The 20,950-nt window shown below is 32.8% G+C and carries 23 protein-coding genes; 15 read left to right on the top strand and 8 right to left on the bottom strand.

The genetic code is table 11. The annotated features are described in order from the left end of the window. On the bottom strand, window positions 1-341 hold a 341-nt coding region (locus ACOYLT_RS04965; RefSeq protein ID WP_422852752.1), incomplete at its 3' end, for a carboxypeptidase-like regulatory domain-containing protein. A gap of 134 nt (window positions 342-475) precedes the next feature. Between ACOYLT_RS04965 and ACOYLT_RS04960 the strand changes: the two genes are divergently transcribed. From ACOYLT_RS04960 to ACOYLT_RS04950, 3 genes are all read left to right on the top strand, one after another. Next, the gene (locus ACOYLT_RS04960) at window positions 476-1,585 is read left to right on the top strand and encodes an endonuclease/exonuclease/phosphatase family protein (protein ID WP_422852751.1); all 1,110 of its coding nucleotides are present in this window, start codon (window positions 476-478) and stop codon (window positions 1,583-1,585) included. A 64-nt stretch (window positions 1,586-1,649) separates the two neighbouring features. Further along, window positions 1,650-2,186: a 3-hydroxyanthranilate 3,4-dioxygenase gene (locus tag ACOYLT_RS04955; protein WP_422852750.1), complete on the top strand. Its 537-nt coding sequence runs from the start codon at window positions 1,650-1,652 to the stop codon at window positions 2,184-2,186. Window positions 2,187-2,237: 51 nt separating this feature from the next. Further along, on the top strand, window positions 2,238-3,791 hold the full coding sequence (locus ACOYLT_RS04950; RefSeq protein WP_422852749.1) for an aldehyde dehydrogenase family protein: 1,554 nt from the start codon (window positions 2,238-2,240) through the stop codon (window positions 3,789-3,791). A gap of 71 nt (window positions 3,792-3,862) precedes the next feature. Here ACOYLT_RS04950 and ACOYLT_RS04945 read toward each other — a convergent pair whose 3' ends face one another. From ACOYLT_RS04945 to ACOYLT_RS04925, 5 genes are all read right to left on the bottom strand, one after another. Then, window positions 3,863-4,438: a PhnA domain-containing protein gene (locus ACOYLT_RS04945; protein ID WP_422852748.1), complete on the bottom strand. Its 576-nt coding sequence runs from the start codon at window positions 4,436-4,438 to the stop codon at window positions 3,863-3,865. A gap of 3 nt (window positions 4,439-4,441) precedes the next feature. After that, window positions 4,442-4,936: a DUF6646 family protein gene (locus tag ACOYLT_RS04940; protein ID WP_422852747.1), complete on the bottom strand. Its 495-nt coding sequence runs from the start codon at window positions 4,934-4,936 to the stop codon at window positions 4,442-4,444. 35 nt (window positions 4,937-4,971) lie between these two features. Next, window positions 4,972-5,709: a metallophosphoesterase family protein gene (locus ACOYLT_RS04935; protein WP_422852746.1), complete on the bottom strand. Its 738-nt coding sequence runs from the start codon at window positions 5,707-5,709 to the stop codon at window positions 4,972-4,974. Then, a complete protein-coding gene (locus tag ACOYLT_RS04930; protein WP_422852744.1) occupies window positions 5,702-6,853 on the bottom strand; it encodes an ATP-binding protein in 1,152 nt (383 codons plus the stop codon). Before ACOYLT_RS04930 ends, ACOYLT_RS04935 begins: the two co-directional genes overlap by 8 nt. A gap of 84 nt (window positions 6,854-6,937) precedes the next feature. Further along, the gene (locus ACOYLT_RS04925; RefSeq protein ID WP_422852743.1) at window positions 6,938-7,804 is read right to left on the bottom strand and encodes an aldo/keto reductase; all 867 of its coding nucleotides are present in this window, start codon (window positions 7,802-7,804) and stop codon (window positions 6,938-6,940) included. Between the two features lie 251 nt (window positions 7,805-8,055). Here ACOYLT_RS04925 and ACOYLT_RS04920 point away from each other — a divergent pair, with 251 nt between their 5' ends. The 12 genes from ACOYLT_RS04920 to ACOYLT_RS04865 all read left to right on the top strand — a co-directional run bounded on the left by ACOYLT_RS04920 (window position 8,056) and on the right by ACOYLT_RS04865 (window position 19,527). After that, window positions 8,056-9,060 carry an AAA family ATPase gene (locus tag ACOYLT_RS04920; RefSeq protein WP_422852742.1) on the top strand — a complete coding sequence of 335 codons (1,005 nt, stop codon included), beginning with the start codon at window positions 8,056-8,058 and terminating at the stop codon, window positions 9,058-9,060. A gap of 86 nt (window positions 9,061-9,146) precedes the next feature. After that, window positions 9,147-10,013: a DUF58 domain-containing protein gene (locus tag ACOYLT_RS04915; protein ID WP_422852741.1), complete on the top strand. Its 867-nt coding sequence runs from the start codon at window positions 9,147-9,149 to the stop codon at window positions 10,011-10,013. Between the two features lie 46 nt (window positions 10,014-10,059). Then, a complete protein-coding gene (locus ACOYLT_RS04910; RefSeq protein ID WP_422852740.1) occupies window positions 10,060-10,431 on the top strand; it encodes a four helix bundle protein in 372 nt (123 codons plus the stop codon). A 19-nt stretch (window positions 10,432-10,450) separates the two neighbouring features. Next, window positions 10,451-12,079, top strand: a complete 1,629-nt coding sequence (locus tag ACOYLT_RS04905; RefSeq protein WP_422852739.1) for a hypothetical protein — start codon at window positions 10,451-10,453, stop codon at window positions 12,077-12,079. A gap of 2 nt (window positions 12,080-12,081) precedes the next feature. Then, window positions 12,082-13,083 (top strand): vWA domain-containing protein, encoded by a 1,002-nt coding sequence (locus ACOYLT_RS04900; protein WP_422852738.1) that lies wholly within the window; start codon window positions 12,082-12,084, stop codon window positions 13,081-13,083. 7 nt (window positions 13,084-13,090) lie between these two features. Beyond that, window positions 13,091-14,128, top strand: coding sequence for a VWA domain-containing protein (locus tag ACOYLT_RS04895; RefSeq protein WP_422852737.1), 1,038 nt, complete (start codon window positions 13,091-13,093; stop codon window positions 14,126-14,128). Continuing rightward, entirely contained in the window at window positions 14,129-14,893 is a 765-nt protein-coding gene (locus ACOYLT_RS04890) for a tetratricopeptide repeat protein (RefSeq protein WP_422852736.1), read from the top strand. It begins immediately after the preceding gene. Between the two features lie 36 nt (window positions 14,894-14,929). After that, a complete protein-coding gene (locus tag ACOYLT_RS04885) occupies window positions 14,930-16,693 on the top strand; it encodes a BatD family protein (protein WP_422852735.1) in 1,764 nt (587 codons plus the stop codon). A gap of 8 nt (window positions 16,694-16,701) precedes the next feature. Continuing rightward, window positions 16,702-17,448 carry a tetratricopeptide repeat protein gene (locus tag ACOYLT_RS04880; RefSeq protein WP_422852734.1) on the top strand — a complete coding sequence of 249 codons (747 nt, stop codon included), beginning with the start codon at window positions 16,702-16,704 and terminating at the stop codon, window positions 17,446-17,448. An 89-nt stretch (window positions 17,449-17,537) separates the two neighbouring features. Continuing rightward, window positions 17,538-17,894, top strand: a complete 357-nt coding sequence (locus ACOYLT_RS04875; RefSeq protein ID WP_422852733.1) for a hypothetical protein — start codon at window positions 17,538-17,540, stop codon at window positions 17,892-17,894. A gap of 120 nt (window positions 17,895-18,014) precedes the next feature. Then, complete coding sequence (gene pheS / locus ACOYLT_RS04870) at window positions 18,015-19,034, top strand: phenylalanine--tRNA ligase subunit alpha (RefSeq protein ID WP_422852732.1); 1,020 nt, start codon at window positions 18,015-18,017, stop codon at window positions 19,032-19,034. An 85-nt stretch (window positions 19,035-19,119) separates the two neighbouring features. Beyond that, window positions 19,120-19,527: a hypothetical protein gene (locus ACOYLT_RS04865; protein ID WP_422852731.1), complete on the top strand. Its 408-nt coding sequence runs from the start codon at window positions 19,120-19,122 to the stop codon at window positions 19,525-19,527. A 4-nt stretch (window positions 19,528-19,531) separates the two neighbouring features. Here ACOYLT_RS04865 and ACOYLT_RS04860 read toward each other — a convergent pair whose 3' ends face one another. Both ACOYLT_RS04860 and ACOYLT_RS04855 read right to left on the bottom strand, forming a co-directional pair. After that, window positions 19,532-19,783 (bottom strand): hypothetical protein, encoded by a 252-nt coding sequence (locus tag ACOYLT_RS04860; RefSeq protein WP_422852730.1) that lies wholly within the window; start codon window positions 19,781-19,783, stop codon window positions 19,532-19,534. A 1-nt stretch (window position 19,784) separates the two neighbouring features. After that, complete coding sequence (locus ACOYLT_RS04855) at window positions 19,785-20,780, bottom strand: NAD(P)H-dependent glycerol-3-phosphate dehydrogenase (RefSeq protein ID WP_422852729.1); 996 nt, start codon at window positions 20,778-20,780, stop codon at window positions 19,785-19,787. Window positions 20,781-20,950 lie beyond the last annotated feature (170 nt).

The raw sequence follows: 20,950 nt of genomic DNA, 5'->3' as shown, positions 1-20,950 counted from the left end.
GTAATCAAACTTAATTGTTGTTCTGAACTAATGTCTTCCTCTAAAACAATAATTCCTAGATCTAAGATTTTTAAAGTTTCAACTTCTACAGATAATAGCTGGTCTTTATACCCAGCACTTTTTATTTGTAATAATTGACTCCCTTGTGTCAATTCTTTAAAGCTAAAAACACCAGCAGCATCTGTAAAAGTTGTTTGATTGGTGTTTTGAATAGAAGCTACTACATTTTGTAGCGGTTTTTGAGTTTTTGAGTCTACGACTTTTCCTGTGAAACCCGTTGATTGGGCAAAAACAAAAACAACCTGTAATACAAATAAAGTACTAATAACAAGTTTTTTCATAAATTATATAAGGTTAATTTTTTTAGCCAAGTCTTAATAAAAACTTAAAGCCGACAAATGTACATCTTTTAATAATATTATCTACTTTTGGCACAAAGTTTATAAAAACTTGATATAAAATTAATATAACTATTATGAAAATTAGAAGATTTATAGCTCTTTTCTTTGTTTTATTCCTAATTTCTGGAGCAAATGCACAAGCAAAAAAATATATAGTGCATACTGTTGCTTTTTATAATTTTGAAAATTTATTCGATACCATTAATGGTTCAAATCTTGATGAAGAATGGTTGCCAAATGGTATTCAAAACTGGACTTCCGAAAAATATCTGAAAAAACTACATAATTTAGCACGCGTACTTTCAGAAATTGGAACAACTGATAATCCTAATAATTCCCCAACACTGATAGGAGGTGCAGAAATTGAAAACAGAGGTGTACTCGAAGATTTAATAAAAGAACCTGCTTTAATCAATAAAGATTATGGCATTGTTCACTTTGATTCTCCTGACTTCAGAGGAATTGATGTTGCATTGTTATATCAAAAAAAGCATTTTAAACCCACTAGCTATAAAAACATTCCTTTATTGATCTACAAAAATCAATTAAATTCGACTGCCAAAGAGAAAAACGTAAATGATGATGCCTCTGATGATAAATCAGAAATTGACAAAGACTTAGACCGTGTTTACACTCGTGATATATTGTTGGTTACTGGATTTTTAGATGGCGAAGAAGTGAATGTTATGGTAAACCACTGGCCATCTCGTTCTGGTGGTGAAAAGAAAAGTTCTCCATTCCGTGAAGCAGCTGGTAGATTAAACAGGAAAATAATCGATTCTATTTATAAAATCAATCCAAATGCCAAAATCATTGCCATGGGCGATTTGAATGATGGAACCTACAACAAAAGTGTAAAAGAAGGTATTGGCGCAAAACGACATAAAGAAGAAGTAAAACGATTTGGTATTTACAATCCGTTTGAGGAAATGTTCTATAAAGGAAATGCCACTCTTTTCTACCGTGATGCTGGAGATATTTTTGACCAAATTATGGTTTCAGAAACCTTAATTCAAAAAGATTTTTCTTCGTATCGTTATTGGAAAGCTGGTATTTATAACAAACCCTACATGATAACTACAACTGGCCAATATAAAGGATATCCTTTGCGACACGGAATGAACGAAATAGGTTTTAGTGATCACTTCCCCGCCTATATTTATTTGATAAAAGAAATTAAATAATATTTAAAGTCTCAATATAATTGGGACTTTTTTATTTTTATAACTTTACATGAAAAATTAACCAATGGCAATAGCAAAACCCTTCAACCTCAACAAGTGGATAAATGAAAACCGTCACCTACTAAAACCTCCAGTAGGTAACAAAAATCTTTATATTGATTCTGAAGATTATATCGTAATGGTTGTTGCGGGCCCAAATGCCCGAAAAGACTATCATTACAACGAAACCGAAGAATTATTCTATCAACTGGAAGGCGAAATAATTATTTACATTCAGGAAAATGGCGAAAAGAAAGCCATGAAACTTTCTGCAGGAGATATGTATTTGCACCCTGCCAAAGTGCCTCATTCGCCGTCAAGAACAGAGGGCTCAGTTGGTTTAGTAATAGAAAGGAAACGATTGGCAGAAGGAGCAAAAGATGGATTGCTTTGGTTCTGCGAAAATTGTAATCATAAACTCTATGACATTTACTTTGAATTACATAATATTGAGAATGATTTTCAAAAACACTTTGATCATTTCTATAATTCTATTGCATTAAAAACTTGTACTAACTGTGGAACTGTAATGGAAAATGATCCTAAATTTGTGGCAAAATAATCTCAAAAAATCAATTACTTTTACTGAAATTTTAAACAAACTAATAATATAATGTCAACAATTGCAAAACAATTCGGCATGACCGAAGCTCTAGAAATACTTGGCGTAAAAGCCATCAACGAAGGAACATCATCAGGAAATAATCATTTTTCAAACGGAGAAATCATCGAAAGTTATTCGCCAGTTGATGGTCAACTAATAGGAAAAGTAAAAACAACCACAGCTGCTGATTATGAAAAAGTAATGCAAACGGCAACAGCTGCTTTTCTAAAATTTAGAGCAATGCCTGCACCACAACGTGGCGAAATTGTGCGTCAATTTGGAAATAAATTAAGAGAATTAAAAGAACCTCTAGGGAAATTAGTTTCTTATGAAATGGGAAAATCATTGCAAGAAGGTTACGGAGAGGTTCAAGAAATGATTGACATCTGCGATTTTGCTGTGGGATTATCCCGTCAATTAAACGGACAAACTATTCCGTCTGAACGCCCAGGTCACGTGATGAGAGAACAATGGCATCCAATTGGTGTGGTTGGAATTATTTCGGCTTTTAACTTTCCTGTAGCGGTTTGGGCTTGGAACACGGCATTAGCATGGATTTGTGGTGATGTTTGTGTATGGAAAGCTTCTGAAAAAGCGCCTCTTTGTTCTATTGCGTGTCAAAATATTATCGCCGAAGTTTTAAAAGCAAATAATTTACCTGAAGGTATTTCATGTATCATCAACGGTGACTATAAAGTAGGCGAAATGATGACTACTGATACTAGAATTCCTTTAATTTCTGCTACTGGTTCTACTAGAATGGGAAGAATTGTTGGAGCAACGGTTGCACAACGTTTCGGAAAATCTTTATTAGAATTAGGCGGAAATAATGCTATTATTATTACACCAACAGCTGATTTAAAAGTGGTGGTTCCAGGGGCTGTTTTTGGTGCGGTAGGAACAGCAGGGCAACGTTGTACTTCTACAAGAAGATTGATTATCCACGAAACGGTATATGATAAAGTAAGAGATGCCATTGTGGGTGCTTATGGTCAATTGACTATTGGAAATCCATTGGATCAAAAAAATCACATTGGCCCATTAATTGACACGGATGCTGTAAATACTTATTTAGCTGCCATTGAAAAAGCGAAAGCTGAAGGCGGAAAAGTATTGATTGAAGGAGGAGTTCTTTCAGGAGAAGGTTACGAATCGGGTTGTTATGTAAAACCAGCGATTATCGAAGCTGAAAACTCTTTTGAAATCGTTCAACATGAAACTTTTGCACCTATTTTATATTTAATGAAATATAGTGGCGAAGTTGAAAATGCTATTACACTGCAAAATGGTGTTGCTCAAGGTTTATCGTCTGCTATTATGACCAACGAAATGAAAGAAGCTGAAAAATTCTTGTCTTTTGCAGGTTCAGATTGCGGCATTGCCAATGTAAATATTGGAACTTCTGGTGCTGAAATTGGCGGTGCTTTTGGGGGAGAAAAAGAAACAGGTGGCGGAAGAGAATCAGGTTCCGATGCTTGGAAAGTCTATATGAGAAGACAAACCAATACGATAAACTATTCTGATCAATTGCCATTAGCACAGGGGATTAAATTTGATTTGTAAAAAATTAGTAATTAGTAAAAAGTGATTAGTCATAATAGGCTATTCACTTTTTTGTTACTGTTATCTACTATTTACTTTGTTTTCTTAACGTATTGCGTTAAAATAACAATATGCTGTCCTTCGACTCTCCCTTCAATTTGATTGGCATTGTCCCAAACTAATTTTATGTTATGAACGGCTGCTCCTCGCTTTGCCGTAAAGTTGGCTCCTTTTACATCTAAATCTTTGATCAAAACAACTGAGTCACCATCTTTAAGAATAGTGCCATTACTGTCTTTATGTACAATCTTACCTTCTTCACCTTCGCCAGTGGCACCTGCCCAAATTAAGGTTGCTTCATCAAGATACATCATATCCAACAAATCTTGTGGCCAACCCTCCGCTCTCAGTCTGTTTAGCATTCTCCATACAACAACTTGCACAGGCTTATTTTCATTCCACATACTATCGCTAAGACATCTCCAATGATTTGGATCTGTTGCTGTAGTGTTTTCTATTTGGTTTTTGCACGTGAAGCAAACCAAGACAGAATTGTCGAGTGAAATGGCTTCTTCTTTTGTTAAATGAATTCTTAAATCATCTTTCGAACCACACAATTCACATTTAGAACCGCTTCTTTCGTCTAATCTTTGGTCGATAACACTCATATCTTATAAATTAAATGATGCTCCTATTTGAAACACAAACTGATTATTATATTCTTCAAATCCTTGAACATTTGAGTCGTATTTTGCCAATGGAATTCCGGCTTCGGTATACAAACCAAAACCCTGTGTGAAAAAATATCTAAAACCTAAATGCGCTCCAAAGTTTTTTAATCCTAAATCTAATCCCGGATAAACATCCATTTTTTTATCTAATCCTAATACATTACCAATATTGGCATTAAATCTAGCTTTGCAATCAAATCTGTCGCCAAATTTTACATTACTTATGTTTCCTTCCGATACTTTTAGCAAATAGGAAGCTACAAATCCATAAGACATGTTTTCTCCAATTCCTAGGTCAGTGCTAACATGAATTCCTGAACCACCACTTTGAAAACTTGATCCAACTTGAAATTTTGTGTCTCCTTTCCCCTTATAAGCCTGAGCGTTTGCGAAACTTATTATAACTGAAGCCAATATTGTAATTAGTTTTTTCATTTTCTATTAATTTACTTCAAAAGTAAATAATTAAATCAATTTCTGCCTTTTTCATTAAAATACAAATCCATCAATGGTTCGCTTTGCCAAAATTCCTTTGTTTCTATATCCATTATAGTTAATGGTCCATTAAAAGCTGCGCCAGTATCGATGTTCCAAACACATGCTTTTTGGATAGGAATTGTTTTTTCAATTTTAGTTACAGGAGTATGACCAATATAAATTTCATTATATAAAGTCAATCTTTTTGGATACAATAAACTTTCTTTCGGAATAGATGAATCCATTGATAAAGCTGTTTCCCAAAGCGTTCTGTCCCAATAAAATAATTTGGGAAAATATTCATAAGTAATACCGTTCATATTGGTAAAACCCGCATGAATAAATAAACGGTTTTTAGAATCTAAATAATAATTTTGAAGTGATTTTAGAAACTGAATATGCTCTTTTTTTGTTTCCTCTGAAATTGATGAATAGGCTGTAATTGTTGCCTCTCCTCCATGTTTAAACCATGTTTTTTCATCAAAATTTTTAGTGTTTCCGGTTAACCAATCTAACAATAGCTCATCATGATTCCCTCTGATAAAAATACAGTTTTGTTTTTTATTTAAATGTATCAAATAATCTATAACTTGTGGGGATTCACTCCATCCATCTACATAATCTCCGAGGAAAATAAGATTATCTTCTTTAGTCACTTTGGCTCTTTCTATAATTTGATGCAACGCACGTAATCCGCCGTGAATATCCCCTATTACTAATATTCTACTCATTATTTTTATTGTATTTCATTTTTCTTAAAATTCGCATTGCTTCTTTAAAACTAAGATAAATTATTGGCTTTTTTTGTGCTTTTAAAAAAGGTTTAACTTCAATTAATTTTTGTTTGGCATCATTAAAACCATTTAAATAACATATCATTAGAGTAGAGGATAAGTTTTCCAAATCCTTTTCTTCACTTTCTGAGAGGAGAAATCCTTTTTGCAATTTATTAATTAAAACAATAGTAGAATTATAAATATGATGTAGTATTTTTTTGTTAAACGCTGGAGGTTCAAAAAGCATTTGGGTTTCCATTTTATAATATCCGTTATCAAAAAAATGTATCGTTAATTTTTCCAATGGATAGTAGCTAGTTTTGTCGTTCAGCCCAAGAGGAACGTATTCAATTATAGTAAAACTTTGCTCGTCATAACTTATAGTAACCACATCATGTGCTGAATAAAACAGTTTTACCTGCTCATTAATCAGCTCTATATCAACTCTGGATAAATAGGTTGTATCTCTAATTTTCTTGGGAATTCCGGCCCAACAAATCACAAAAAGTTCTTTGAAAACTTTATATTTTGAAGGCATGTCTTTGTGACGATTATTCGTAAAATCTATAACGCCGTCAAGCGTATAGGCAATGCTGTTTCTTGAACTGTTTTCAATACTGATAACGGTTTCAATATTTTGTTTGGAATGTGGAATTTTCTCTTCCGTGGGCATCGAATTACTTCCTCTTCGAACGAAAACGGTGTTGGCTAAAATAGTATGAATGTTTTTCTTAAAAAAAGACACTTTATGCTTTGGCTTTATCGTTACTAATCCAACAACTCTGTCTTTTGGCAAGTTAGGAAACGGCACATTTTCGTATTGAATTTTTGGAGGATTTTCTAGATACGCATTAACCAAGTTTTGTATTCGGCTATCGTCAAAAAAGTCATCGCCGGTAATTTCGTTATCTTGGTCTTCTACTCCCACAACTATATAGGAATTATTAGAAGGATTAGAATTTGACAAAGCGCAAATGTGTTTTAAAAACTTAGCTTTACCTTCTTTTGTATGCAGATTTAACTGTCGCTTCTTGTCATAAAAACTACTCTCATCATTGTGAGCCAGTAGGTTTTTAATAAGAAGACGTTTGTTTATCATTTGATTTTTTGATTTAAGAATAACGATTTTTGATTACAGATTTAATTCAAAAATCTGCAATCGTTAATCAACACTCTGCAATCATTAAGGCACTTTACTCCCCATACTTTCCGTCCAAATGGCAAACCAATCTTCTTGTTCTAAATCCAATTCAACCGCTTTCATTAAGGCTTGAATTCGAGCAATATTTACGGTGCCAGCCACGGGGATAACTTTTGCTGGATGTTTTAAAATCCAAGCCAATAAAATAGTGTCGGAACCCAAATGGTATTTTTCTACCAATTGAACCAACAGTTTTTTCAAGCGTCGGGTTTGTTCAATGTCTTCTCTAAAAACGGTTCCTAGAGGATTCCATGACATGGGACGAATGTTATGCAATTGCATATAATCAAAACTTCCGTCCAACATAGATTCATAATGGGTTGCCGAAAACTGAATTTGGTTATAACTTATTTCCGTTTTTTGACGAATAAGCTCGGTTTGAGATGCTGTAAAATTGGATAACCCAAAGTCAAGAATCTTACCTTCTTTTTTTAGTTTTTCCACCGCTTCCGCAATTTCATCTGCTTCCATTAATGGACTTGGACGATGCAATAACAATACATCCAAATAATCGGTTTGCAAATTTTTTAATGAATTCTCCACTGACCAAATGATGTAGTCTCTAGAGTAATCATAATACTTTATTGAATTATTTCGTGCGCCAGTATTCTGGATACCACATTTTGATATGAATTGAACTTTTTCTCTTGCTGTTTTACTTTGGATAAAAGCTTTACCAAAATCGGCTTCGGTGGTGTAATTTCCATAAATATCAGCATGGTCAAAAGTGGATATTCTATTCTCAACATATGCGTTTATGATGTGTGACATTTCATAAGTATTCAATTTTTTATCCCATATTCCCCAATTCATAGTTCCGGCTACTATAGACGAAAGTTTAGTTTGCATTTCGTTATTTTTTAGAGTTGTATTAATAATATTTGGAGTTATTGGTTTTTAAAATAATTTGTTTTTTTTTGTAAAAAAAATTCAAAACCCTAATCGGTCTTAAAATTATAAAAAGAAAATCATAAATCATCCTTAAAATTCTGGTGTTTTGTAAAGTTTTAACGCATTCTTAACATCTTGTAAGAGATTAAATTTTCATTTTTGAATTATTAAATTTATAACTGACACATTTTAGAATAAATAGAGTAACTATGGAAGAAATTGGTACTGCTTTAGACATTAGAGCAATTAATGAGAAAATTGAAAGAGAAAGTGCTTTTATTGAATTGTTGACTACAGAAATGAACAAAGTTATTGTAGGTCAAAAACACATGGTAGAGCGTTTATTAATTGGACTTTTAGGACAAGGACATATTCTTTTGGAAGGAGTTCCTGGTTTGGCAAAAACTTTAGCAATAAACACATTATCTCAAGCGGTTCAAGGAAGTTTTAGCAGAATTCAATTTACGCCCGATTTATTGCCAGCCGATGTTGTGGGAACAATGATTTATAACATTAAAGCCAATGAGTTTTCCATAAAAAAAGGACCTATTTTTGCCAACTTCGTTCTAGCAGATGAAATTAATCGTGCGCCAGCCAAAGTGCAATCGGCTTTGCTTGAAGCGATGCAGGAAAAGCAAGTAACTATTGGCGACACTACTTTTAAATTGGACAGACCGTTTTTAGTTTTAGCCACTCAAAACCCAATTGAGCAAGAAGGAACTTATCCTTTACCAGAGGCCCAAGTGGATCGTTTCATGCTTAAAACTGTTATTGATTATCCAAAAATTGACGAAGAAAGAATGGTTATTCGCCAAAACTTAAAAGGTGCTTACGAAAAAGTAAATGCTGTAGTTTCAGTTGACCAAATTCTTCGTGCACAAGAAGCGGTTCGCGAAGTATATATGGATGAAAAAATTGAAAAATACATTCTAGACATCATCTTTGCTACTCGTTATCCTGAGAAATACAAATTAGAAAGTCTTAAACCGCTTATCAGTTTCGGAGCATCTCCTCGTGGAAGTATCAATTTAGCAAATGCTGCTAAGTGTTATGCGTTTATCAAACGTCGTGGTTATGTTATTCCAGAAGATGTTCGTGCGGTAGTGCATGACGTATTGCGTCATAGAATAGGAATTACCTATGAAGCTGAAGCCGAAAACATCACTTCGGTTGACATCATCAACAAAATTGTAAATGAAATTGAAGTACCTTAGTCAGTTATCCGTTTTCTGTTACCAGTTAGCTAATTATCATTGCTAAAACACTGACAAACGACAACCGACAACCGACAACTGAAAAAATGGAAACTAAGGATTTACTAAAAAAAGTTCGTAAAATAGAAATCAAAACCCGAAGATTGAGCGATCACATTTTCTCGGGAGAATATCACACGTCGTTCAAAGGTCGTGGAATGACTTTTTCGGAAGTGCGTCAATACCAATATGGTGATGATATTCGTGCTATCGATTGGAATGTTACTGCGCGATACAATGAAGCACATGTAAAAGTTTTTGAGGAAGAACGCGAGTTAACCATGATGTTGATGGTGGACATTTCTGGTTCAGAAAGTTTTGGTACCAAAAACCAATTAAAAAGCGAAATTGTTACTGAAATTGCTGCAACAATGGCGTTTTCGGCTACACAGAACAATGATAAAATTGGGTTAATATTATTTTCAGACCAAATTGAATTGTACATTCCACCAAAAAAAGGAAAATCACATGTGTTGCGCATCATTCGCGAACTAATAGAATTCCAACCCAAAAGCAATAAAACCGATTTATCTCAGGCGTTGAAATTTTTATCGGGAACACAAAAAAAGAAAGCCATAGTGTTTGTGATTTCAGATTTCATGGTGGATGATGATTATGAAAAAACATTGAAAATTGCCAGCAAAAAGCACGATTTAACAGGAATTCGAGTGTATGACATCCGCGAAGAAAAAATACCAAACATCGGCATGGTGGAAATGGAAGATGCCGAAACTGGAGAGATTTTGGTGGTCAATACGAGTTCGAAAAAAGTACGTTTGAGTTACGAAAAAGAATATCAAAATAAAGTAAATTACTTCAAAGACATCTTTTCAAAATGCGGTTCGGGGACAGTGAATACTCGTGTTGACGAAAGTTATGTGACAAAATTGTTGAGTTATTTTAAATCAAGATAGAGAAATAAGATTAATGATTTAAGATTGCAGATTTATTAGGATTGAAATGGACAAATTTAAATTAGAAGAACGATTGATTGATTTTGCCTCCAACATAATTTTATTTACAAGTCATGTTGATAAATCATATTCTGGAAATCATTTGGTTGGACAAATTGTCCGTTCATCAACTTCACCTGCTTTAAATTATGGTGAAGCACAAAGTGCAGAAAGCAAAAAAGATTTTATTCACAAAATGGGTATTTTCCTAAAAGAATTAAGAGAAACTTTTAATTGTTTGAAAATTATTGAAAGAGCAAAACTAACAACCAACATAGAATTAATCAATAAATTAAAAATAAAAGTCAACGAGCTTATATCAATCTTTGTTTCAAGTATTAAAACTGCTAAAACAAATTCTGAAATCAAAAATCGTTAATCTTCTATCAACAATTATAATGAAGTTCAAAATATATATATTTCTTTTACTCCTATCAACGTCACTTTTTGCTCAAAAGGTGACAACATCAATTGATTCTACTAAGAAAAAAATTGGTGCTGAATTTAAGCTTACTTTAAAAACAGATGTTGATACTTTATATAAAGTAAAATTCCCTGAAGCTAAGAATTTTGGAGCTTTAGAAGTAATTCAATCCTACAAGATTGATACCGTTAAAAACGGTGCTCGTTATGAATTAATCAAAAAATACGGATTAACTCAATTTGACAGTGGTAAATATATCATTCCAAAAATTCCTGTTTTAATAAACGGAAAACCTATTTTTTCTGATAGCATTAAAGTAGAAGTTAATACTATCCAAGTAGATACATTAAAACAAAAAATGTATGACATCAAAGACATTGCTGAAGTAGAAAGCCCCTTGGGAACCTGGTGGATTTATATTTTAATTTTATTAGCGATAACTGTTGCTGGATTTTTTATTTATAAATTCATTAAGAAAAGACTAAATCAACCCAAAGTTGAAGAAATTGTTTTCAAATCACCTATTGAAAAAGCAACTACTTTATTACAACAGTTAGAAACAAAAGAGCTCTGGCAAAAAGGAGAAATCAAAGATTATTATTCGGAACTAACCGACATTGCCCGTAATTATATTGAAGAAGAAATCAATATTCCAGCCATGGAAAGTACTACTTCGGAACTCATTGAAGGATTACGAAAAGCTTCCAAACAAAAGAAATTAAAACTCTCAAACGAGACAGTTGAAAACTTAGAGAAAGTTTTAAAACAAGCAGATTTAGTAAAATTTGCTAAAGTAAAACCATTAGATTACGAAATTGAAGAGGATAAAAAACGCATTTCAAGTTCTATTGTAACCATTCACAAATCTATTCCAGAAATTGTTGAAGAAAACGATGAATTAGCACTTTGGAACGAACAACAAAAAGAACTAGCCCGCTTACAAAAACTTAAAAAACAAAAACGTAACAGAATTATTACAACAGTTGGAATTGTTTTAGGAATGTTAATGCTAATACTAATGGGTTTAATCTATTTCAAAGGAATAGACTATGTAAAGGATAATTTCCTAGGTAATCCAACAAAAGAATTAGTAGAAGGCGAATGGATTTATAGCGAATATGGAAATCCAGGAGTAAAAGTAGAAACTCCAAAAGTTTTAAAAAGAATAGATGCGTTGAAATCTTTGCCAAACACAACGGCAGCGATGATTAAAGAGATGCAAACATTTGTTTACGGCAATATTTTAGAAGATTTTTATATCACCGTTTCTACTATCAAATACAAAAAAGAAACACAAATAGATTTAGATAAAACAGCAGATAATTATTTGAATCTACTACAAAATCAAGGCGCACAAAACATTATTACAAAGACCGAAGATTTTGATACCCAAAAAGGAATTTCGGGTAAAAAAGCCTATGGAACTTTGACCGTTTTAGATAAAATAAAAGGAAAATCAACTAAGATGTATTATGAACTGTTGTTATTTAGTCAAAATGGAGGTTTACAAACCATTTTAGTGATGCATAGAGAAGAAGACAAATATGGGCAACAAATAGTTGAAAGAATGCTGAATTCAGTAGAATTACAAACAACAGAATAATCATGAAAGAAGTAAGTTTTTTAAATCCTGAATTTTTCTGGTTGTTTCTATTACTTCCATTAGCTATAGCTTGGCAAATTTGGAAAAGAAAACAACAAACCGCTACATTGAAAATTAGTTCCGTGAATGGTTTCAAATCACAAAAATCATTATTAGCTAAACTAAAACCGTTCTTGTTTGTGCTTCGATTATTAGCCTTAAGCTCTTTGATTATTGCAATGGCACGACCAAGAAAAGTTGACATAAGCAGCCAAACCAAATCCACTAAAGGAATTGACATTGTAATGGCAATTGACGTTTCGGGAAGTATGTTGGCCAAAGATTTAAAACCCAACCGCATGGAAGCATTAAAAAAAGTTGCCGCCAACTTTGTGGAAGGAAGACCAAATGACAGAATAGGAATTGTAGTTTATGCCGCCGAAGCTTATACTAAAACACCTGTTACAAGCGACAAAGCTATCATCCAAGACGCTATAAGAGGCATAAAATATGACAACGTGCTGCAAGACGGAACCGGAATTGGAATGGGCTTAACTACGGCAGTAAACAGATTAAAAGATAGCAAAGCAAAAAGCAGAGTTATAATTCTACTAACTGATGGTGTAAATAATGCAGGATTTATTGAGCCAGAAACAGCTTCGCAAATTGCTAAAGAATATGGTATAAAAGTTTACACTATTGGTATTGGAACTAATGGTGATGCCCTGTTTCCCTATGCTTATTCGCCAAATGGCGGCTTTTTATTCAAAATGATGCCTGTTGAGATAGACGTGAATTTATTACAAGCGATTGCTGGGAATACTGGGGGGAAATATTTCAGAGCGAACAGCAATAGCAAATTAGAATCTATTTATAGCGAAATAAATAAATTAGAAACAACTGAAATTCAAGAATTAAGATTCTATGATTATGACGAAAAATACAGACCATTTGTTTGGATAGCTGGTATTTTAGTTTTGATAGAATTTGGATTAAGAAACACTATTTACAGAAGTTTTATATAAAACAATTATGTACGAGTTAGAAGAAAAAGGGTATTTGTATTTCTTGATATTCATTCCAGTATTGACAACACTTTTCTTGTATGTCCAATTCTGGAAAAGAAAAAAACAACGCGAATTTGGCGACTTAGATTTAATCAAAAAATTGAGTCCTGAGAAATCTGTATTCAAACCAGTGTTAAAATTTATAGTTTTGCTTATAGGCTTGACCTTTTTAATCATTGGTTTAGTAAATCCAAAAATTGGTACTAAACTAGAAACTGTGAAAAGAGAAGGGATTGATATTATTTTTGCGATTGATGTTTCAAAAAGTATGTTAGCCGAAGACGTGGCGCCAAGTCGATTAGATAAAAGCAAACAATTAGTTTCTCAAATTATCAACAATCTTGGAAGTGACAGAATAGGAATTATAGCTTATTCTGGCAGTGCTTTTCCAGTGTTGCCAATTACAACAGATTACAGTGTAGCCAAAATGTTTTTACAAGGAATGAATCCTGGGGTAATCTCAGCACAAGGAACTTCAATTGACCAAGCAATAAATTTAGCCACAACTTTCATAGATAAAAAAGATAAAACTAATAAGTTACTCATCATTATTACTGATGGTGAAGATCATTCCAACGATGCTGTTGATGCTGCTGAAGAAGCAAAAAAATTAGGGCTAAAAATAATAACTATTGGAGTTGGAACTGAAAAGGGAGGACCAATTCCGTTAAAAGAAAACGGAATAACCTCTAGTTTTAAGAGGGATGATAATGGCGAAGTTGTCATCACCAAAAGAGATTCAGAAGTACTAAAAAATATTGCAAAAGCAACTGGAGGCGGTTATGTAGATGGAGATTCTACAAAAACCGTTTTAGATTATGTAAAAAATGCTTTAGATAATATACAAAAAACAGAATTTGAAAGTACGCAAATGGCTGATTTCAAATCGCAGTTTCAGTGGTTTCTAGGCTTTGGTTTTTTCTTGTTATTTTTAGATGTTATTATTTTAGAAAAGAGAACCAAATGGGTTAAAAAAATGAATTTATTTAACGAAAAGGAATAAATGAAAAAGTTATTTTTATATAGTTTGTTTCTGATTTCCTTTTTAGCGCAAGCCCAAAAAAAGGAAAACGATAAAAATTTGCCAAAAGGGAATAATGCCTTCGTTGAAAAAAATTATGCTGATGCTGAAACTGAATACCGTATTTCAGAAGCCAAAAATCCCAAGAAATCTATTGCTCCATATAATTTAGGAAATGCTATCTATAGACAAAATCAAGCCGAAGAAGCTAAATATCATTATGCTAAAGCACTTAAAAATGCTAAAACTCGTGAAGAAAAACACCAAGCTTTTCACAATTTAGGCAATACTTTGATGAAAGAGAAAAATTACTCAGGTGCCGTAGAAGCCTATAAAAATGCGCTCAGAAACAATCCAAACGATGAAGAAACTCGTTATAACTATGCCTTGGCCAAATTATATTTGAAAAACAATCCGCCAAAGAAAGATGACAAAAAGAACAAGGATAAAGATAAAAAAGACGACAAAAAAGACAAGAAGGATAAAGATAAGGACAAAGACAAAAAAGACGACAAAAAAGACGGAAACGATAAAGACAAGGACAAAAAAGACAGCAAAAACGATAAAAATCAACAAGACAATAAAGATCAAAATGGAAACAAACCTCAACCACAACCCAATGGTGTTTCTAAACAACGATTGAATAACTTATTAGACGCTGTGAATAACGAAGAGAAAAAAGTTCAAGATAAAGTTAACAAACAAAAAGTTCAAGCCAATCCTAAAAAAGCTGAAAAAGATTGGTAAAATAATTTGAAAATCAGTCCAATTGAAAATTTGAAAATGAAAAGGATAATAATATTACTATTTTTAATGACCAATTCACTTTGGGCTCAAGTACAATTTGAAGCCAAAGTGAGCAAAAATTCTTTGGGTGTCAACGAAAGGCTTCGAATAGAATTTAACATGAATGCTGATGGGGATAACTTTCAGCCGCCAAATTTTGAAGCCTCAGGTTTTAGGGTTGTAGGCGGACCAAGTCAATCGGTTAGTCAATCATGGATAAACGGAAGAAGTACCTTTAACAAATCCTATATTTATATTTTATTGCCAACACAAAAAGGGGCATTAACGATAAAACAAGCTTCGATTGAAATCAATGGTCAAGTTTATAAAACATCGCCGTTAAAAATCAACGTAACTAATGCGGTTGAAATTCCAAAAGATCCAAACGAAATGCCTGCCATCAGTGCCGATGATAATCTTTATTTAGTTGCTGATATTTCAAAAACAAATCCTTACCTCAACGAACCCATTACTGTAGTTTATAAATTATATTTCAGCTACAATATTGGAATAACTAATTGGAGAGAATTAAACAAACCAAAATATAATGATTTTTGGAGCCAAAATATTGATATCAAACAACTGAAAGCCGAAGACGGAATGTTCAAAGGCGAGCGTTATCGTTATGTAGTATTAAGAAAAACCGTATTATATCCAACAAAATCAGGAAAACTAGAAATTGAACCGCTTTCTTTAGATATAGATTGTCAAGTACCAACCAACAGAAGAAATTTTTGGGGGCAAGCTTTGATGACCGAAGACAGCAAGAGAGTTTCTGCCGGAAGCAAAATTATTACTGTAAAAGCATTGCCAGAAAAAGGGAAACCCGATGATTTTACAGGTGCGGTTGGACGTTTTGATTTTAGAGTGAAACCTTCTAAAACCTTATTAAAAAATGGGGAGTCTTTTGATTTAGATTTGAGTGTAGTAGGTACCGGAAATTTGAAATTATTTACGTTGCCAAAACCTGTTTTACCTTCAGCTCTAGAAATGTATGATCCAGTTCACGATGAAAAAGTATCAACTCCATTAACTGGAATGACGGGAAAAATTGCTGACAAATACACCATAATTCCTCAATATAAAGGCAATTATCAAATAAAACCGTTGCGCTTTAGTTATTTTGATTTAAATACCAATAACTACAAAACAATAGCATCTCAACCCATAACCATTACTGTTTTAGATGGTCCAAGCGTTGCAAGTTCTGGAACAACAAATCCAAATAATGTTGCAAAAAACAAAATAGAAGTAGCAAAAACATTTGCTTACAACAAACAGCAAACAATTTTAGAGCCAAAGGAAAAAGATGATTTTCTTGGGTCAAGTTTGTTTTATTCTTTGGTAATGTTACCATTTTTAGCCATACCGTTATTAATTGTTGGTAAACGAAGAAAAGAAGCTTCAGACAATGATATACTAGGCAATAAAATCAAAAAGTCTAATGCTTTGGCAAAGAAATATCTATCAGAAGCCAAAAAGCATTTAGGCAATAAAGAGCCGTTTTATATTGCTTTGGAAAAAGCATTACACAACTTCCTGAAAGCAAAACTCAATATTGAAACTTCAGAAATGAGTAAAGAAAAAATTTCGGAAATTCTTAAATCAAAAAATGCTGAATCTGAAACGATTCTTGATTTTATCAGGTTAACCGAAAATTGTGAATTAGCTCGATATGCTATGTCTTCGGAAAGCGCTATTCAACAAGATTATGAAAAAGCTGTTGCTATTATTTCAGAACTTGAAAAACAACTTAAATAACGATAATCATGAAGAAACTATTTTTTTTATTGTTATTCTTTACACAAATTATAACGGCACAATCTCCTTTTGAACAAGGAAATCAATACTACCAAAAAGAAAATTATCAGGCGGCAATTTCAAGTTTTGAAAATATCATAAACTCAAGAAAACAATCGGCTGAAGTGTATTTTAACCTTGGCAATTGTTATTATAAATTACACAAAGTCGCGCCTGCTATTTACAATTATGAAAAAGCATTACTGTTAAGTCCCAATGATAACGAAATTAAAACAAACCTTGATTTTGCTCGAAAAATGGCTATTGATGATATCAAAGTCATTCCTAAAGTTGGTTTCAACAAATTGATTGCTGATTTTACCTCAAAATATTATTATGACACTTGGGCATGGATTGCCGTTGTATTTGCTTTTTTATTTTTAGCTTTTTTTGCTGGTTATTATTTTTCAGAAAAAACAATTTTGAAACGTATTTTCTTTTTTGGAATGTTCGTTTGGTTACTTGGTATATTTCTTAGTGCTGCCTCGGGTTTTTATGAAAAAAACCGAATAAATAACGAAAAACCAGCCATAGTTTTTGCAGAAACTGCGACTGTAAAAAGCGAGCCTAAAGCTTCAAGTAATGATGCGTTTCTTTTACATGAAGGAACAAAAGTTTATATTTTAGAAAGCATTGCTAACTGGAAAAAAATCGAACTTACTGATGAAACTACTGGTTGGATTGAGGAAAATGCTATAAAAGAAATAAAGAATTAGTGTTCAGTATGTGTATCTTTGCACACTAATTTTGATATCGATTAAATCCTTCAAAAATCTTAAATCGTTAATCAACAATCATAATTCACGTGTCAAGAGACGAACAATTAAAAAACCGCTGGGAAAAGGTCGTGCAAATTCTTTCTAATCAGTTTGCTGAAGGAGATGTTTTAGATTTAGACGCTATAATATATTTGATTGGTGTTCAAGAATTAGGTAAAGTTCATCAAACTTTTAAAAAAGATGAAAAACTCAACTTGATGCACATAGCTATTTGTCGTTTGCTCGAACCTTATGGTTACTATGAATTTGATTATGTTGACAAAGAAGGTTGGCCACACTACAATGTAAAAGAAGAATTACCTCCGCTAAAAGCAGGCGAACAATCAGTTTTGATGAAAGAAGCCATTGTAAACTATTTTATGGAAAGAGAAGTTATTGATTGATGATTTGAGATTAACGATTTAAGATTTTTGAAGTTTTTTTAAAATCTGCCATCAGCAATCATTAATCATCATTCTAAAATCAGAACTTTTACCTAAATTTGCACTTTTACAAAATGACTGATGATAGATAAGATTAAAGAACACATAGAAGAAGCTAAAGCATTCAACACAAAAAATAAAGAAGCTTTAGAAAATTTTCGTATCAAATACTTAGGAAGTAAAGGTTTATTAAAAGAACTGTTTTCTGAATTTAAAAATATTCCAAACGACCAGAAAAAAGATTTTGGTCAAGTTATCAATACGTTGAAAATGGTTGCCGAAGAGAAGGTAAAAACCATTCAAGAAGAATTAGAAAGCAAAGAAGAAGTAAAAAGTTTCTATGGCGATTTATCAAGACCCGCTGAGCCTATTACCATCGGTTCACGTCATCCAATATCATTGGTAAAAAATCAAATTATTGATATTTTTTCTACCATTGGTTTCAACGTTTCAGAAGGTCCAGAAATTGAGGACGATTGGCACAATTTCACTGCCTTAAATTTACCAGAATATCATCCTGCAAGAGACATGCAAGACACCTTTTTTATACAAACGAATCCTGATGTGTTACTTAGAACCCATACTTCGTCTGTTCAAGTGCGTTATATGGAAAACCATAAACCGCCAATTAGGACTATATCTCCAGGAAGAGTTTTTCGAAATGAAGCGGTTTCATCGCGTTCTCACTGTATTTTCCATCAAGTAGAAGGATTGTATATTGACAAAGACGTTTCCTTTGCCGACTTAAAACAAACACTTTTATATTTCACCGAAGAAATGTTTGGCAAGTCAAAAATTCGTTTAAGACCAAGTTATTTCCCTTTTACTGAACCAAGTGCAGAAGTAGATATTTATTGGGGTTTAAAAACAGAAACTGACTATCGTATCACTAAAGGAACGGGTTGGTTAGAAATTATGGGTTGCGGAATGGTGGATCCAAATGTGTTGAAAAACTGTGGTATCAATCCTGAAGAATATAATGGTTTTGCCTTCGGAATGGGAATTGAGCGTATTGCTATGTTATTATACCAAATAAGCGATATTAGAATGTTTTATGAAAACGACGTGCGTTTCTTGGAACAATTCAAATCGAGTATTTAGATTTAAGAATGATGATTGACGAATGTCGAATGTAGATTTTTATAAGTTCTAAAATCAAAAATCGTTAATCAAAATCAACAATCCTATGAAATCCGACATATTAATTCCAACCGTAGAAAATGTTTTCCTTGCTGCCATTCAAGAATGGAGTGATGATTTCATGGATAAGGTTTGGAATGTATATCTCATCAACGATTCTGACTATGATTTAGAAAGCGTAATGGTCGTTTCTAAAGCTTTTGGAACACTCGATGGGGAAATGAAAAAAACGGCGCTATTACGTCATGCTTTTTTGCAAATTCCGGCAGTATCTGTTGTGAAGATTGAGATGATTGAAAATAAAGTATTGCGATTAAACAATGAATTTATGGTAACTTACTTTATAGGCGGCACATTATATGATAAGAAATTCATCTTCAAAGCTCAATCCATCACTCCCGATTATGTAGAAGAAGTTCCGATATTGTTCATGGATGGAGTAATAGTTAGGTAAATTACTAGTTCTCGTTTTCTTTATTATTACTTTTAAAAAAAGTAGACCAACTGTTGTTTTTTGGATCTTTTCCTTTCCAAAAAAGATAACCCATTACAAATATTCCAACAACTACATTTAGAATAAGTTTCCAATAAATATTACTGTTCCCCATTTCTTCAGCCAATGTTTTTTCACTCATAAAAATTGACATTATTGACATGAATAAACCCCAAAACAATCCAATTTTAATTTGGTAGTTCCATCTTTCGCTCATCTTAATCTAGTTTTTCAGTTAGTTTCTTAAATACTTTTTTAGCCTCTTTTCCTTCATACAAAATCTCATAAACAGCATCTATAATTGGCGTTTGGGCCTTATATTCTTGGTTTAATTTGTAGGCACTTTTGACAGCATAATAACCCTCTGCAACCATACTCATTTCCATCATTGCTGATTTTACGGTGTAACCTTTTCCAATCATGTTTCCAAACATTCTATTTCTAGAGAAAACAGAGTAACCAGTCACTAATAAATCCCCTAAGTAAGCCGAATTATTAATGTTACGTTTCATCTTGTGTACTTTTCGGATAAACTTTTTCATCTCTCGAATGGCATTACTCATAATAACAGACTGGAAATTATCACCATAACCCAATCCATGTGCAATTCCTGCAGCAATGGCATAAATATTTTTTAACATAGCAGCATATTCGGTGCCTATAATATCATCTGAGATTTTGGTTTTAATGTAGTTACTAGCAAGAACTTTTGCTACCACTTTTGCCTTCTTTGCATCGCCACAAGCAATTGTTAAGTAAGAAAGACGTTCCAAGGCTACTTCTTCCGCGTGACACGGACCTGTAATCACCCCAATATTTTCAAAAGGTATATCGAATTTTATATTAAAATGTTCTCCTACAATCAAGAACGTTTCAGGAACAATACCTTTAATGGCAGAGAATATTACTTTGTCTTTTAAATCAACTGAGAGTTTTTCTAATTCTGTGCTAAGGAAAGCTGAGGGAATAGCAAAAATCAAATAATCGGCATAAGCAACAGCTTCGTTGATGTCATTAGTTAGTAGTAATTTATTGACATCAAACTCAACAGAACTTAGGTAATTAGGGTTGTGTTTCTCTGTTTTTATATGGTCAATTGCAGATTGACTTCTCATGTACCATGCTATTTCTGGTAAATTAACACACAGCATTTTTGCTATTGCTGTTGCCCAACTTCCACCGCCAATAACTGCAAATTTTGGAGAATCACTCATGAAATATCAATTTTTAATGTTTCAAAAATACTCATTTTTAGACGATAAAATGTGAACTTTTAAAAATATGAAACGCAAAAAACAGCACTATTCCAACTAGATATAGATTAATAACTCATTTCAACTATCTCTTTTACTTTATCCAACGTAACATTTTGTTTTTCGCCTAG

Source organism: Flavobacterium sp. (assembly GCF_049318185.1).
Lineage (GTDB): Bacteria > Bacteroidota > Bacteroidia > Flavobacteriales > Flavobacteriaceae > Flavobacterium.
This window is presented reverse-complemented; position numbering and strand designations above follow the sequence as displayed.